Below are 14599 nucleotides of genomic sequence, written 5' to 3'. Positions count from 1 at the left end.
CCCCCGTGCGCCGGCCGGCGTCGTCGCGCAGACGCCCGGCACTCCGGCACCCGGCCGGCCCCCGGACGGACACCCGGCGGCCGGCCCGCGCGTCGGGCACGATGCTGGTCATGGCCACCAGCACCTTCACCACCCGCCCGGAGCTGCTCGGCACGCACGGCATGGTCGCCTCGACGCACTGGCTCGCGAGCGCCGTCGGGATGTCGGTCCTCGAGGCGGGCGGCAACGCGTTCGACGCCGCGGTCGCCGCCGGCTTCACGCTGAGCGTCGTCGAGCCGCACCTCAACGGCCCGGGCGGCGACGCGCCGCTGATGGGCCACCGGGCGGCGGACGGCCACACGTTCGTGATCTGCGGGCAGGGCACCGCGCCGGCGGCCGCGACGACCGACCGCTACGCCGACCTGGGGCTCGACCTCGTGCCGGGCACCGGGCACCTCGCGGCCGTCGTCCCGGGGGCGTTCGGGGCGTGGCTCGACCTGCTCGCGCGCTACGGGACCCTCCCGCTCGCGGACGTCCTCGGCCCCGCGATCGGGTACGCGCGCCACGGCTACCCGCTGATCCCGCAGGCGGTCGCGACGATCATGAGCGTGGCCGGGATGTTCGCGGAGCACTGGCCGACGTCGGCCGCGGTGTACCTGCCGCACGGTGCACCGCCCGAGCCGGGTGCCCGGTTCACGAACCCCGACCTGGCCGACACCTTCGAGCGGCTGCTCGCCGAGGCCGCCGCCGCGGGGCCCGACCGCGAGGCGCAGATCGAGGCCGCCCGGCGTGCGTTCTACGAGGGGTTCGTCGCGGAGCGGATGGTGACGTACACGCAGGGCACCGCCGTGCGCGACTCCTCGGGCCGCACGCACACCGGGCTGCTCAGCGGCGAGGACCTTGCCGGCTGGCGGGCCACCGAGGAGAGAAGCGTCGCGGTGCCGTTCGGCGGCTACGAGGTGCACAAGACCGGTGCGTGGGGCCAGGGGCCGGTGCTGCTGCAGCAGCTCACGATGCTCGAGGCCCTCGGCGTCGCCGAGCTGCCCGACGGCCCCGAGCTCGCGCACGCGGTCACGGAGGTCGCGAAGCTCGCGTTCGCGGACCGGGAGGCCTGGTACGGCGACGCCCCCGACGCGGACGTGCCGCTCGACGTGCTGCTCTCCCCCGCGTACGCCGCCGAGCGCGCGGCGCTGGTCGGCCCCGACGCCGCCGACGGCCTGCAGCCCGGCTCCCCCGGCGGTCGCACCCCGCGGCTGCCCGCCTTCCTCACCGCACCGGGCGCCGGGCGGACCCACGAGGGCTCCGCGGGCACCGACGCGCTGGGCACCGAGCCCGTCGCCGGCGTCGGCGAGCCGACCGTCCGCCCCGACGGGCTCACCCGCGGCGACACGTGCCACGTCGACGTCGTGGACCGCTGGGGCAACCTCGTCTCGGCGACCCCGAGCGGCGGCTGGCTGCAGAGCTCGCCGGTCGTCCCCGGTCTCGGGTTCGGCCTGCCGACGCGCGCCCAGATGTTCTGGCTCGAGCCGGGCCTGCCGAACTCCCTGGTGCCGGGCCGCCGCCCCCGCACGACCCTGAGCCCCGGCCTCGTGCTGCGCGACGGCGCGCCGTACCTCGCGTTCGGCACGCCCGGCGGCGACCAGCAGGACCAGTGGCCGGTGCCGTTCCTCGTCCGCCACCTGCTGCACGGCCGCAACCTCCAGGAGGCGATCGACGCGCCGACGTGGCACTCGACGCACGTGCCGTCGTCGTTCTACCCGCGCGAGCAGGTCCCGCGCGGGCTCGTCGTCGAGTCGCGGCTCGGCGCCGACGCGCTCGCCGACCTCGCCCGGCGCGGCCACGCCGTGCAGGACGCCGGGCCGTGGACGCTCGGCCGGCTCAGCGCGACGGGCGTGCGGGCGGACGGGCTGCTCCGCGCCGCGGCGAACCCGCGCGGGATGCAGGGGTACGCCGTCGGGCGGTGAACCGAGCGGCGGCAGCTGCGCCGGCCGACCCGGGCGATGCGCCGCCCCGGCCGGGTCGGCGACGCCTGCCGGTGCCCCACGTCGGCGACCCGCGTCGGCAGGACGGTCGTCGACGCCGCCGCGTTGCCCGGTGCCCACCACGTGCCTAGGGTCGGTGCGGGCAGGGCCCGGCGACGGCGCCGGGCCGGATCGGAGAGGCACCCATGACCGTCGGTTCCCTGACCTGCGCGACGGAGGTGCGCGGCCCGGACCCGCGCCGCAGCCCGTGCGATATCGGTTTCCGCCCGCGGCAGGCACGGACGGTGCACGACCGGTGAGCGGCCCCACGACGAGCCCCCACCCCACGCCCACCCCGGTGCACCCCGCCTGGCTCCCGGACGCCACGATCGCGCCGCTCGGCACCGGCCACGCGCTGCTCCTCACCGCCCGCGACGAGACCGCCGCCGACCCCGTGCTCGCGACCGTCGAGACCGAGCTGCGCCGCGCGGCACGGGCGCACGGCGGACGGCTGTCGACGCGGACGGACGGCGAGCCCGGCCCCGACGTCCGGCTCGTGCTTGCGACGACCGCCGTCCACCCCCAGCCGCTGCCGGGCGACGCCGCCGCCACCGAGCACGCGTGGCACGCACTCGTCCGCCGCGTGCTCGCCGACCCGGGCACCCTGCCCCCCGAGTCGTTCCGCCTCGTGCGCGACGCCGGTGTGACCGTGGTCGCCGCGTCGTCGGGCACCGGGCTGCTCCACGGGCTGCACCACGTCGCGCGCGACGCCGCCGCCCGTCCCGGCCGCGCCGCCGAGGACACGGCCGTGACGGACGAGGTCCGCTCCCCCGCGCAGGCCGTCCGGATGCTCGACCACTGGGACAACGTCGACGTGCACGACGTCATGGGCCAGGTCGAGCGCGGCTACGCGGGCGGCTCGCTCTTCTTCGCGGACGGCGCGCTGCGCGACGACCTGGGCCGCGCCGAGGAGTACGCGCGGCTGCTCGGGTCGATCGGGATCAACCGCGTCGGGCTCAACAACGTCAACGTGCACGCCCGCGAGGCGCGCCTGCTCACCGAGGGGCTGCCCGACGTCGTGCGGCTCGCCGCGGTGTTCCGGCCGCACGGCATACGCGTGCACCTGTCGGTCTCGTTCGCGGCGCCGATGACCGTGGGCGGGCTCCCGACGGCCGACCCGCTCGACCCCGGCGTGCAGCGCTGGTGGGCCGACGTCACCGCGCACGTGTACCGCGCGGTCCCCGACTTCGGCGGGTACGTCGTCAAGGCCGACTCCGAGGGGCAGCCCGGGCCGTTCGCGTACGGGCGCGACCACGCCGACGGCGCGAACCTCCTGGCCCGGGCGCTCGCCCCGTTCGGCGGGACGGTGTTCTGGCGCGCGTTCGTCTACGACCACCACCAGGACTGGCGCGACCGCTCGACCGACCGGGCCCGCGCGGCGCACGACCACTTCGCGCCGCTCGACGGCCGGTTCGACGAGAACGTCGTGCTGCAGGTCAAGCACGGGCCGCTCGACTTCCAGACGCGCGAGGCCGTCTCACCGGTGATCGCCGCGATGCCGCGGACCCGGCTCGCGGTCGAGCTGCAGGTGACGCAGGAGTACACGGGCCAGCAGCGGCACGCGTGCTACCTCGCGCCGTGGTGGCGGGAGATCCTCGACCTCCGGCCGTGGGGCGAGGGCCCGACGGTGGCCGACGTCGCGATCGGCGACGGTCCGGGCGGGCGACCGGGTGCGCTCGTCGCGGTGTCGAACGTCGGCGACGACCCGTTCTGGACCGGGCACCCGCTCGCGCAGGCCAACCTGTACGCGTTCGGGCGGCTCGCGTGGGACCCGACGCTCGCGCCCGAGGCGGTCCTCGACGAGTGGGTCGGGCTGACGTTCGGCGCCGACCCCGATGTGCGCGCGGGCGTGCACGCGATCCTCGACGACTCGTGGCGCACCTACGAGAGCTACACGGCCCCGCTCGGCGTCGGGTTCATGGTCACGCCGGGGAGCCACTACGGACCCTCGGTGGACGGCTACGAGTACTCCCCGTGGGGCACGTACCACTTCGCGGACCGCGACGGGATCGGCGTCGACCGCACGCGCGCGACCGGGACCGGGTACACGGGGCAGTACCCGGCGCCGTGGCGGGACGTGTACGAGGACCTCGCGACCTGCCCCGACGAGCTGCTGCTGTTCTTCCACCACGTCCCGTGGGGCCACGTGCTGCACAGCGGGAGCACCGTGGTCCAGCACGTCTACGACACGCACTTCGCCGGTGTCGAGCGCGTCGAGGAGATGGTCGGGACGTGGGCGGCGCTCGCGGGACGGGTGCCCGAGGACGTGCACGCGCGCGTCTCCGAGCGGCTCGACGAGCAGCTCCGCAGCGCCCGCGAGTGGCGCGACCAGCTCACGACGTACGTCTTCCGGAAGTGCGGCGTGCCGGACGCCCGGGGCCGCCGGATCTACTGACGACGGCCCGGCCACGCCGTGCGTGCCCCGCCTCGTCAGTCCCCCCGCGGGGTCGTACGGTGGTCGTGCGCACGGGTGAGACGCACCCGTGCGCAGAGCCCATGAGGGCGCACGGCGTGCGAGGGACCATGCCTCAGGACCGACGGCTCGTGCAGGCCGTGGCGCGGCTGTCCGCGGCCGCGACCCGCGACGCGGACGCCGGCGAGATGCTGCGTGAGCTGTGCGTCGCCGCCGCACGCGCGATCCCCGTCGACAGCGTCGGCGTCATGGAGGTCGAGCTGCGCGACGGGCGCCGGGACACCGTCCGGTTCGTCGCCGTCGAGGGGCGTGTCGCGCCGGCCGAGGCGGTCCAGGAGGCGCTGCAGCTCGGCCCGTGCCACGACGCGGTCGCGACGCAAGAGGTCGTCGTGGTCGACGACCTCGGCCGCATGCACGACGTGTGGGGCCCGTTCGTGACGACCGCCCTCGCGGTCGAGGTCCATGCCGTCGTCGCGGTTCCGCTCCTCAGCCGCGCGGTGGTCTGGGGCACGCTCGACATGTACCGGCGCGCGGCCGGGCCGTGGGACGAGCACGACCTCGAGGCGGCCCGGCTGCTCGCGGACGTCGCCGTGTCCTACCTCGTGATGGCGCACGACCGCGACGAGGCCCGCGCGGCGCGCCGCGAGGTCGAGCACCGCGCGCTGCACGACCAGCTCACGGGTCTGCCGAACCGGAGCCTGCTGTTCGACCGCATGGCCCACGCCGTCGCCGCCACCGCCCGGACCGGCAAGGCGGTCGCGGTCGCGTTCCTCGACCTCGACGGCTTCAAGGGCGTCAACGACTCGCTCGGCCACGCGGGTGGTGACGTCGTCCTCGTCGAGGTCTCCCGGCGGCTCCTGTCCACCGCACGCACGGCCGACACCCTCGCCCGGCTCGCGGGCGACGAGTTCGTCCTGCTGTGCGAGGACATCCCCTCCGAGCCCGAGCCGCGTGCGCGTGCGGTCCGGGCCCTCACCGAGCGGCTCGGCCGGGCCCTCGGCGAGCCGGTGCACGTCGGCGGGACGTCGCTGCCCGTGACGGCGAGCATCGGGGTGGTCGTGACCCGGCCCGACGCGGAGTCGTCACCCGACACGCTGCTGCACGCCGCCGACTCCGCGATGTACGAGGCGAAGGCGCACGGCCCGGGCGCGGTCGTGGTGCACGACCGGGTCGAGAGCCTCTCGGCCTGAGCCCGCCCCGGAGCACTCACGCCTGCGCGACGAACCGCTCCTCGACGTCGGCGACCATGGGGCCCGCGTTGCGCAGGAGCAGGCCGAGCATGACCGACGCGAGCAGCGCGAGCACCCAGTCCGACGCGAACAGGACCGTGCCCGTCGCGAGCACCCCGAGCGACGCCGCACCGAGCGTCACGCCGGGCCGCCGCGCGAGGAAGAACGCAGCGAGGCGGGCGGCGTCGCGCGTGCGGAACGAGAACAGCGAGACGAGCACGAGCATGTGCGCGCACCACAGGGCGAGCCCGAGCGTGAGCAACCCCAGCAGCGGCGCGAGCACCGGGCCGCCGGGGACGGAGCCCAGGTGCGTGAGGTTCGTCGCGAGCACCGCCATGACCACGAGGAACGGGACCCAGAACCGCAGCACGTCGAGCCAGTTGAGCCGGTACCCGCGCCAGAAGTGCCCCGCCGGGCGCAGGTCCGGGTCGCGGCGGTAGGCGCGCAGCGCGAAGAGCCCTGCGGACAGCGCCGGGCCGAGCGGGACGAGCGCGAGCGCGACGAGCGGCACGTTGCTGGCGTCGCGGGCCAGGAGCGGAAGGGCCAGCAGGCCCGGTGCGGCGGTCAGCACGAGCAGGGCCTCGACGACGAGGTACCAGTACGCCGTCGCGGACGCCCGCGCGAGCACGCCGGTGCCGATCTCGCCAGGCTGCTCACGGGCCGTCACCCCGCTCATCCTCGCTCCTGCGCGGCCGCGCCGCCGGGCGTGGCGTCGGGGGCCGGGCCCGACGAGCCCCCCGGCGCCCCCGGCACCTCGCCCAGCAGGCGCCGGTCGTCGACCCACGCCGGGGTCTCGTCGCGCACCGGCAGCACCTCGACGAGCGCGATGCCGTGCCGGCCGAGCGGAACGTCGAGGTCGACCCGCCCGGCACGGACGGTCGCGGACCGGTGGTCGACGGCGGGCTCCGCGCAGTCGTGCAGCAGCGCGAGCTGGCGCTCGGTCGGGTTCGCCGGTCGCCCGAGCTCCCGCCACGCCGCCCAGGCGTTGCCGCGCTCCACGTCGACCGAGCGCTGGACGACGAACGCCGTCGCACCGTCGGGCGCTCCCCCGACCGGGACCGACAGCCGCACGGCGTGCCCGGGCCCGTCCCCCGCGTCGTCGGCGTCGGTGCCGCCCACCGGCTGCCACGCGAGCACGGTGACCCGGCCGTCGTCGTCGCGGCACACGAGGTGGTCGTCGCCGCGCGCGAGCACGTGCGCGCCCATGCGGGCGAGGAACGCGTACAGGTGGAACGTCGGCTTGCGGACCTGCCGGTGGGTCAGCAGCCCGAAGCCGCCGTGGAACAGCGCCGTCGGGATGTTCTCCTCCTCGAAGACGTCGCTGAACGTCCAGTAGGAGAAGGAGTCGGCGTGCTCGCCACCACCCGCGAGCACCGGAGCGAGGTAGGCGGCGTTGTACGCGGTGTCGTGGACCGGGTTGTCGGGCCGGTAGGACGTGTTGAACTCGGTGATGTGCACCGGGAGGTCCGCGAGCGCGGTGCCCGCGAGGTGCCGGCGGGGGGCCGCGAACTGGTCGAGCAGCGCCTGCGGCTCGGTGAGCGTCTGGTACGTCCCGAAGGGCACGTGCTGCGCGGGCCCGGAGCTGTAGGCGTGCCGGCTCACGAAGTCGACGGGCACGTCGCGCGCGGTCACGAAGTCGGCGAACGGCGCCCACCACTCGTCGGACCCCGGGGAGATCGCCGGGCCGCCGACGGGGAGCGACGCGTCGACGTCCTTCACCGCGCGGGCCGTGACCTCGTACAGCCGGAGGTACTCGGCCTGGTCGGCGCCCTGCCAGAAGACGGTGAGGTTCGGCTCGTTCCACACCTCGACGGGCCAGGTGCGGACCTCCTCGATCCCGTAGCGGTCCACGAGGTGCCGCAGCGTCGCGCGCACGAGCGCGGCCCACTCGTCGTAGGACCGCGGCGGCGTGACGTTGCCCTTCCACCAGAACACCGTCTGCTCGCCCGACGCGAGGCCCGACGGCATGAACCCGAGCTCGAGGAACGGGCGGATGCCGAGCCGCAGCCACGCGTCGGCGACCTGGTCGAGGTAGGTGAACGCGTGCCGCACGTGCCGGGCGCCGTCGACCTCGTAGGGCCGGTGCACCCCGAGGTCGTCGCTCAGCAGCCCGTGGCCGCGCACGTGCCGGAACCCGATCTCGCGCTGCACGAGCGCGAGGGACTCCTGGTGGTCCTGGCGCAGGGCCAGATTGAGCCGGCCGGTGCCGACGCACGCGCGCCAGGCGTCGCCGAGCGGACCGACGGGCTCGTGGGGGACGGTGACGCGCGCGGTGCTCACAGGGGCTCCTCCGGGGCGGACATGCCACCGTCCGGTCGCGGGCGAGGGGGGCGCGCGACCGGACGGCGGCGATCGGGGGTTCCCGCCGGCTCAGCGGGTGCTGGGCGCGGCGGGGGTGGTGCTGCTCAGCCGTTCTCCTCCGCGTAGCGCTGGTGGGCGCCGTTGACCGCGTCCATGAACGGCGTGAGGTTCATGCCCTCGAGCTCGGTGACGTACGCGTCCCACTCGCTCAGCGGGCGGTCACCGAGGATGAACTGGAGCGTGTTCGCCTCGACGAAGTCGGTCAGGGCCGTCTGGTAGAGGCTGACCTGCTCGCGCTCGATCTCGTCGAGCGGGTACGGCGGGGCCACCGCGACGGGCTCCTTGGTGGCCATCTCCTCCTGCCAGGCGAGCTCCTCCTCGTCGAGCATCGAGTAGACGAGGTCGGTCGTGGAGCCCTGCGCGAGCAGGAACACGCCGTTGTTGAACCCGTAGTCGACGTTGAGCTGCTTGGGCGCACCCGGGTTGAGGCCCAGGTAGGTGATGTCGCTCGCGAGGGTGCGGGTCCCGTCGTCGGCCTTCTCGAACGTCTCGCCCTCGACGCCCCACTTCGCGAACTCGAGGCCCTCGTCGGAGTAGTACAGCCAGTCGATGAGCTGGAGGGTCGCGACGAACGTCTCCTCCTCGGCCACGCTCGACGAGAGCATGATGCCGCTCTCGAGGCGGGTGCCCGCGGTGAGGTCGCCGGCCGGGCCGGAGGGGACGCGGATCTTCTCGAACCGGGCCCCGGTGACGCCCTGCTCCTCGAGCGTCTTGCGGTGGCGCAGCATCTCCTGGCGGTTCGTGCTGATCGCCGAGGACTGGCCCGAGATGAGCTTCTGCTCGGCGGCCGCGTCCTCCTGCGTGAGGCTCTCCGGGTCCATCAGGCCGTCCTCGACGAGCCCGTGGAAGTACTCGACCATGTCGCGGTACTCGTCGGTCGCGCCGGCGTAGACGAACTCCTCGGCATCGGCGTCCCACTGCACGCCCGAGCTGTAGCCCCAGCCGCCGATGGTGCCGAAGCTCGGCGCGGCGACGTTGAGCAGCGCGCCGAGCGACGTCGGGTTGCTCCAGCGGTCCGAGAACGGGTACTGCGACGGGTTGGCCGCCTTGACGTCCGCGAACGACTCCGCGAGGTCCTCCCACGTCTCGGGCTCGGTCTCGGCGCCCGCGGCCTCGAACACGTCGGTGCGGATCCCGATGGTGTAGTCCGGGCGCGGGGCCTCGAGCAGGCCGGGCAGCAGGTAGTACTTGCCGTCCTCCTGGCGGAGCTGGTCGAGGTACGGCTCGAGCTCCCACTCCTCGACCTTCGCCTGGAAGTTCGGCATGAGGTCGACGTAGTCGCTGACCGGGAGGATCGCGCCCGAGGCGACGAACGGCGCCTCCTGGCCGGGGTAGGTCACGGGGATGATCGACGGCGCGTCGCCCGCCCCGATGAGCAGGCTGCGGCGCTGCTCCCAGTCGCTCAGCGGCGCGAGGACCGTCTCGAACGAGACCTTGTTCTTCTCCTCGAGGGCCGTGAAGAAGAGCCAGTCCTCCTTGATCGGGTAGTTCGGGTGGTCGCGGTACATCAGCGACAGCTCGATGGGCTCGGTCGCGACGAACGTGTCGCCGACGCCGAACTCCTCCATCGCGCCGACCCGCTTGCCGTCGAGCGCGGTCGCGTCGGCCGTCGTGCCCTCGTCACCCTCGCCCTCCCCGCCGCTCGAGCAGGCACCGAGGCCGAGGGCGAGCACGCCCACGGTCAGCCCGGTGATCAGGCGCGTGCGCCTCGTGGTCATCGTCGTTCCTTCCGTCGTCGGCCGCCGTTGGCCGGTGCGGGGTGGGTTCCCGTTCGGGGAGGGCTATTGCTTGACCGCGCCGAGCATCACGCCCGACACGAAGTACTTCTGGACGAACGGGTAGAGCAGGACGATGGGCAGCACGGTGAGCACCATCGTCACGGACTGGATGTTGGAGGCGATCTGCGTGACGTTCTCCGACGAGCCGCCGCCCACGGACGTCGCGGTCGTCGCACCGGCGATGAGGTTCCGGAGGTACATGGTCACGGGGAACAGCTCGGCGCGGTCGAGGTAGAGGAACGCGGAGAACCACGAGTTCCAGAAGAACACCGCGTAGAACAGCACCATCGTGGCGATGACGGCCTTGCTGAGCGGGAGCACGATGCGCAGGAGCGTGCCGTAGGTGCTGAGCCCGTCGATCGCGGCGGCCTCCTCGAGCTCCGTCGGGAGGTTCTCGAAGAACGACTTCATGACGAGCAGGTTGAACACGCTGATCGCGTTGGGTACGACGATCGCCCAGATCGTGTTCGTGAACCCGAGCGCGTTGATGAGCACGTAGTTCGGGATGAGGCCGCCGTTGAAGAACATCGTGAAGACGGCGATCGCGATGAACACGTTCCGCCCGCGCAGCCCGCGCTTGGAGATCGCGTACGCGAACGTCGTGGTCAGCACGATCGAGATCGCGGTCGCGACGACGGTGTAGACGACGGTGTTCCGGTAGTTGGTCCAGAACATCCGGTCGGACATCACGAGCTGGTACGTCTCGAGGTTGAACCCGCGCGGCACGAGGTTCACCTGGCCGGCGTTGATGAACGCCTCGCCGCTGAACGACTGCGCGAGGATGTTCACGAACGGGTACAGCATCACGACCATGACGAGCACGAGCAGCGTCGCGTTGGCGACGCGGAACGCGCGGTAGCCGCGGCTGTCCTTGAGCCCGGTCGGGTGCGGGGTCGACTGCAGGCGCCGCGCGAGGGCGGCCGGTTCGGTGGTCACCACAGGCTCGTCCCCACGGTGCGGCGCGAGATCGCGTTGGCGGACAGGATGAGCGTGAGCCCGATGATCGACTCGAACAGGCCGATCGCCGTGGCGTAGCTGAAGTTGCTCGACGAGATGCCGACGCGGAACAGGTACGTCGAGATGACGTCGGCCGTCGAGTACACGAGGGGGTTGTAGAGCAGCAGGATCTTCTCGAAGCCGACCGCCATGAACGTGCCGATGTTGAGGATCAGCAGCGTGACCATCGTGGGGCGGATCCCGGGCAGCGTGACGTGCCACGTCTGCTTCCAGCGGTTGGCGCCGTCGATGCGCGCGGCCTCGTAGAGGTTCTGGTCGACGGTCGTGAGCGCCGCGAGGTAGAGGATCGTGCCCCAGCCGACGGTCTGCCAGACCTCCGAGCCGATGTAGACGGTCCGGAACCAGTCAGCCTCCTGGACGAAGTTGATCGGCGAGCCGCCCACGAGGTCGATGAGCTGGTTGACGGTTCCGCGCAGCGAGAGCAGCTGGAACACCATGCCGACGACGATGACGACCGACATGAAGTGCGGCAGGTAGGAGACGGTCTGCACGAGCCGCTTGAACCTCGCCGAGCGCAGCTCGTTGAGCAGGAGCGCGAGCACGATCGGCAGCGGGAAGGCGATCGCAAGGCTGAGCGCACCGAGGACGAGGGTGTTCTGGAAGACCTTCCAGAACGTCGGGTCGTTGATGAAGAGCTCGACGTACCGCAGGCCGACCCACTCGTCGCCGAAGATGCTGCTCCCGGGCCGGAACCGGCGGAACGCGATGACGTTGCCGAGCATCGGCACGTACCGGAACACGAGGAAGAACAGCAGCGGGAGCACGACGAGCGAGTAGAGCTGCCAGTCGCGGCGCAGGGCCCGGCGCCAGCCGCGGGCCGCACCCCGGCCCGAGCCTCGCCCGGTGCGGGTCGGCGGGCCGAGGACGGTGCCGAGCGACGTCGCGGCGGCGGCGCTGCCCGGTCCGCCGGTGGGGCCGCTCGAGCCGCCCGCGGAGCCGGTGACGACAGGGTCGTGGACGGTCACGCACGGCCCCCTCCCGCCCGGACACCGCTGTCCGAGCATCGAAACTATCGACATCGGTGTCGATACGTGGACCCTAGGCGACCGGTGGGGGCCGGTCAAGACACGGGTCACGCCCCGGCAACACGCATCGAAGCGGTTCCGCCGTTCGCCCGTCCGGGTGTGTGCGTTCACATGAGTCACCCGGACGTGGAGCCGAAACTTTCGGATCGAGGCGCGATGCGGAAAACGCCTCCCACCTCGGTCTCGACCTCGACGCGGCGACCCGCTCGGGCCGGCCGAGCGCCTCGCGCGGGAGCCCGACGCCCCGTTGTGACCGAGCCCACCGACGTCAGATGGTTGCTTCGCACAACCTTCATGATAAGTTGCTTGCGGCAACTAAGGAGGCCGTCCGCCATGACAGCCCGCTCGTCCCGCACGCTCCTCACCGCGATCGAGGACCTCGCGCGCGCCCAGCGCGAGACCGGCGCGCTGCTCTCCCGCGAGCTCGACTGCCCGCGGTCGGGGCTCACGGTCGTCCGGCTCCTCAGCCGGCTCGGCCCGCTGCCCGTCGGCGACCTCGCCGAGCGCCTGCGCATCGACATCTCGGTCGCGAGCCGTCAGGTCAGCGCGCTCGTGGACGCCGGGCTCGTCCACCGGACCGCGCCCGACGGCCCGGGGGCCGACCGGCGGGTCCGCACCGTCGCGCTCACCACGCGCGGCACCGAGCTCGCGGCGCGCAGCCGCACGCACCTCGAGGAGCGCGCCGCCGAGGCGTTCGCCGGCTGGACGGCCGACGAGATCACCGCCGCCGCCGTCCAGGTCCAGAAGATCACCGCCGCCGTGCAGTCGCTGCACACGGCCCGCACTGACACCGCACCCGTCCCCGCACCCCCCACCCGAGAGCAGATCCACGCGTGAGCACACCGCCGCAGACCCCCCGACCCGCCCTGCCCGACGAGCCCGGCGCACCCGGGACCGCGCCCGCCGTCGTCCCGACCCCCCGCACGGCCGCCGGCGCGGCTGCGACGGCCGCGCCTGAGCCCGCCGCGCCGACCGGCGCCTCCGCGCCCGCCGCCATGAGCCGCCGCGAGATCCTCGAGTCGCTGTCCGGGATCCTCCTCGGCATGTTCGTCTCGATCCTCGCGACGAGCGTCGTGTCGTCCTCGCTCCCCCGGATCATCAGCGACCTGTCCGGCACCCAGTCGTCGTTCACCTGGGTAGTCGTCGCGACGCTCCTGACCACGACGATCTCGACGCCCATCTGGGGCAAGCTCGCGGACCTCGTCGACCGCAAGCTCCTCGTGCAGGTCGCGCTCGTCGTCTCCGTCGTCGCCTCGGCGCTCGCCGGTCTGTCGCCGAACGTCGAGATGCTCATCTCGATGCGCGCCCTGCAGGGCGTCGGCGCCGGTGGCCTGATGGCGCTCGGCACCGTCCTGATCGCCGACATCCTGTCCCCGCGCGAGCGCGGCAAGTACATGGGCCTGATGGGCGCAGTCATGGGCGTCGCGATGATCGGCGGCCCGCTGCTGGGCGGCGCGCTGACCGACTCGGTCGGCTGGCGCTGGAACTTCTTCGTCGGGCTCCCGTTCGCCGTGGCCGCGATCGTCGTGCTGCAGCGCACGCTGCACCTGCCGAGGCGGCCGCGCCGCGTCGTGCGGATCGACTACGCGGGCGCCGCGCTCATCTCCGCGGGCGTCGCCGGGCTGCTCCTGTGGGTCACGTTCGCGGGCCAGGACTTCGACTGGCTGTCCTGGCAGACCGGCGCGATGGTCGGCGGCTCGGTCGCCGCGCTCGTCGCCGCGGTGCTCGTGGAGAAGCGCGCCGCCGAGCCGATCATCCCGCTGCACCTCTTCCGCAACCGCACGCTCGTCCTCGCGGTCGTCGCGAGCGTCGCCGTCGGCGTCGCGCTGTTCGGCACCTCGGTGTTCCTCAGCCAGTACATGCAGGTCGCCCGCGGCCGCACGCCCACCGAGTCGGGCCTGCTGACCATCCCGATGATCGTCGGCCAGCTCCTCACCTCGACGATCGGCGGGCGCCTCGTGACCCGCACCGGCCGGTACAAGACGCTCATGACCGTCGGCGCGGTCGTGCTCGGCGCGGGCCTGGCCCTCATGGGCACCATCCACTACGACACGAGCTTCGTCGCCGTGAGCGCCTGGATGTTCCTGCTCGGCGCGGGCGTCGGCCTGCTCATGCAGAACCTCGTGCTCGCCGCGCAGAACACCCTCGACGTCCGCGAGGTCGGCTCCGGCACGTCGACCGTCGCGTTCTTCCGGACGCTCGGCGGCACCGTCGGGGTCTCCGCGCTCGGCGCCGTCCTCGCGAACCACGTCACGACCCGCATCTCCGACGGTCTCGCCGAGCTCGGCATCGACACGAGCGCGCTCGCCGGCGGCACGAGCGCCGTGCCCGACGTCGGGACGCTGCCCGGGCCGGTCCGCACGGTCGTCGAGTCCTCCTACGGCGACTCGGTCGCGGACCTGTTCCTCTACTGCGTCCCGCTCGCGGTCGTCGCGCTCGTCGCCGTGCTGCTGCTGAAGGAGGTCCCGCTGGGCCGGCGGTCGGGCCTCGAGCAGCTCGCGGCGCAGCAGGCGGGGGCCGAGGACGCCGCCGGGACCGCGTCGACCGAGCCGGGGCAGACGCTCGCGGCGCGGACGACGGCGGTGGACGCGGGCGGTCCTGCCGGCGGCACCGGCCGAGCGGCTCGTGCGGCGGACGCGGCGGGTGCGCCCGGTGCGGACGACGCCGTGGACGCCGGCGACCTGCGGGAGACGGCGCGCTCGCGCGCGTGACGGTCCCGGGGCCGGTCGTGGGCAGGTGCCCGCGGCCGGCCCTCGTCGTCCCCGGGCGGACGAGC

At 73.7% G+C, this 14599-nt stretch carries 10 protein-coding genes; 5 read left to right on the top strand and 5 right to left on the bottom strand.

The genetic code is table 11. The features are described from left to right. Positions 1–101: 101 nt before the first annotated feature. From CCE01nite_RS09535 to CCE01nite_RS09525, 3 genes are all read left to right on the top strand, one after another. Positions 102–1943, top strand: coding sequence for a gamma-glutamyltransferase family protein (locus tag CCE01nite_RS09535; RefSeq protein ID WP_218026463.1), 1842 nt, complete (start codon positions 102–104; stop codon positions 1941–1943). 313 nt (positions 1944–2256) lie between these two features. Further along, positions 2257–4395: an alpha-glucuronidase gene (locus CCE01nite_RS09530; protein ID WP_052104322.1), complete on the top strand. Its 2139-nt coding sequence runs from the start codon at positions 2257–2259 to the stop codon at positions 4393–4395. 128 nt (positions 4396–4523) lie between these two features. Continuing rightward, positions 4524–5603, top strand: coding sequence for a sensor domain-containing diguanylate cyclase (locus tag CCE01nite_RS09525; RefSeq protein ID WP_169744043.1), 1080 nt, complete (start codon positions 4524–4526; stop codon positions 5601–5603). Between the two features lie 16 nt (positions 5604–5619). On the opposite strand, the gene CCE01nite_RS09520 is transcribed toward CCE01nite_RS09525, so the two are convergent. From CCE01nite_RS09520 to CCE01nite_RS09500, 5 genes are all read right to left on the bottom strand, one after another. Further along, positions 5620–6318, bottom strand: a complete 699-nt coding sequence (locus CCE01nite_RS09520) for a DUF624 domain-containing protein (RefSeq protein ID WP_034632980.1) — start codon at positions 6316–6318, stop codon at positions 5620–5622. After that, positions 6315–7922, bottom strand: a complete 1608-nt coding sequence (locus CCE01nite_RS09515; protein ID WP_084142852.1) for a GH39 family glycosyl hydrolase — start codon at positions 7920–7922, stop codon at positions 6315–6317. The genes CCE01nite_RS09520 and CCE01nite_RS09515 overlap by 4 nt, the downstream gene beginning before the upstream one ends. Before the next feature lie 125 nt (positions 7923–8047). Then, positions 8048–9721: an ABC transporter substrate-binding protein gene (locus tag CCE01nite_RS09510; protein ID WP_034632982.1), complete on the bottom strand. Its 1674-nt coding sequence runs from the start codon at positions 9719–9721 to the stop codon at positions 8048–8050. Positions 9722–9784: 63 nt separating this feature from the next. Beyond that, positions 9785–10717 (bottom strand): carbohydrate ABC transporter permease, encoded by a 933-nt coding sequence (locus CCE01nite_RS09505; protein WP_052104324.1) that lies wholly within the window; start codon positions 10715–10717, stop codon positions 9785–9787. Beyond that, positions 10714–11763 carry an ABC transporter permease gene (locus CCE01nite_RS09500; protein WP_141372250.1) on the bottom strand — a complete coding sequence of 350 codons (1050 nt, stop codon included), beginning with the start codon at positions 11761–11763 and terminating at the stop codon, positions 10714–10716. The genes CCE01nite_RS09505 and CCE01nite_RS09500 overlap by 4 nt, the downstream gene beginning before the upstream one ends. 393 nt (positions 11764–12156) lie before the next feature. On the opposite strand from CCE01nite_RS09500, the gene CCE01nite_RS09495 reads away from it, so the two are divergent. Both CCE01nite_RS09495 and CCE01nite_RS09490 read left to right on the top strand, forming a co-directional pair. After that, positions 12157–12660, top strand: a complete 504-nt coding sequence (locus CCE01nite_RS09495) for a MarR family winged helix-turn-helix transcriptional regulator (protein WP_052104325.1) — start codon at positions 12157–12159, stop codon at positions 12658–12660. A gap of 158 nt (positions 12661–12818) precedes the next feature. Beyond that, positions 12819–14534: an MDR family MFS transporter gene (locus CCE01nite_RS09490; RefSeq protein ID WP_141372292.1), complete on the top strand. Its 1716-nt coding sequence runs from the start codon at positions 12819–12821 to the stop codon at positions 14532–14534. The last annotated feature ends 65 nt before the right edge of the window (positions 14535–14599 follow it).

It is taken from the genome of Cellulomonas cellasea, from assembly GCF_006538745.1.
Classification (GTDB): Bacteria; Actinomycetota; Actinomycetes; order Actinomycetales; family Cellulomonadaceae; genus Cellulomonas_A; species Cellulomonas_A cellasea.
This window is presented reverse-complemented; position numbering and strand designations above follow the sequence as displayed.

Bases quoted from the DNA above. Each gene is read 5' to 3' on its own strand.
- CCE01nite_RS09495 (WP_052104325.1), top strand. From the start codon at position 12,157: ATGACAGCCCGCTCGTCCCGCACGCTCCTCACCGCGATCGAGGACCTC.
- CCE01nite_RS09535 (WP_218026463.1), top strand. From the start codon at position 102: ATGCTGGTCATGGCCACCAGCACCTTCACCACCCGCCCGGAGCTGCTC.
- CCE01nite_RS09520 (WP_034632980.1), bottom strand. From the start codon at position 6,318: ATGAGCGGGGTGACGGCCCGTGAGCAGCCTGGCGAGATCGGCACCGGC.
- CCE01nite_RS09490 (WP_141372292.1), top strand. From the start codon at position 12,819: ATGAGCCGCCGCGAGATCCTCGAGTCGCTGTCCGGGATCCTCCTCGGC.
- CCE01nite_RS09525 (WP_169744043.1), top strand. From the start codon at position 4,524: ATGCCTCAGGACCGACGGCTCGTGCAGGCCGTGGCGCGGCTGTCCGCG.
- CCE01nite_RS09510 (WP_034632982.1), bottom strand. From the start codon at position 9,721: ATGACCACGAGGCGCACGCGCCTGATCACCGGGCTGACCGTGGGCGTG.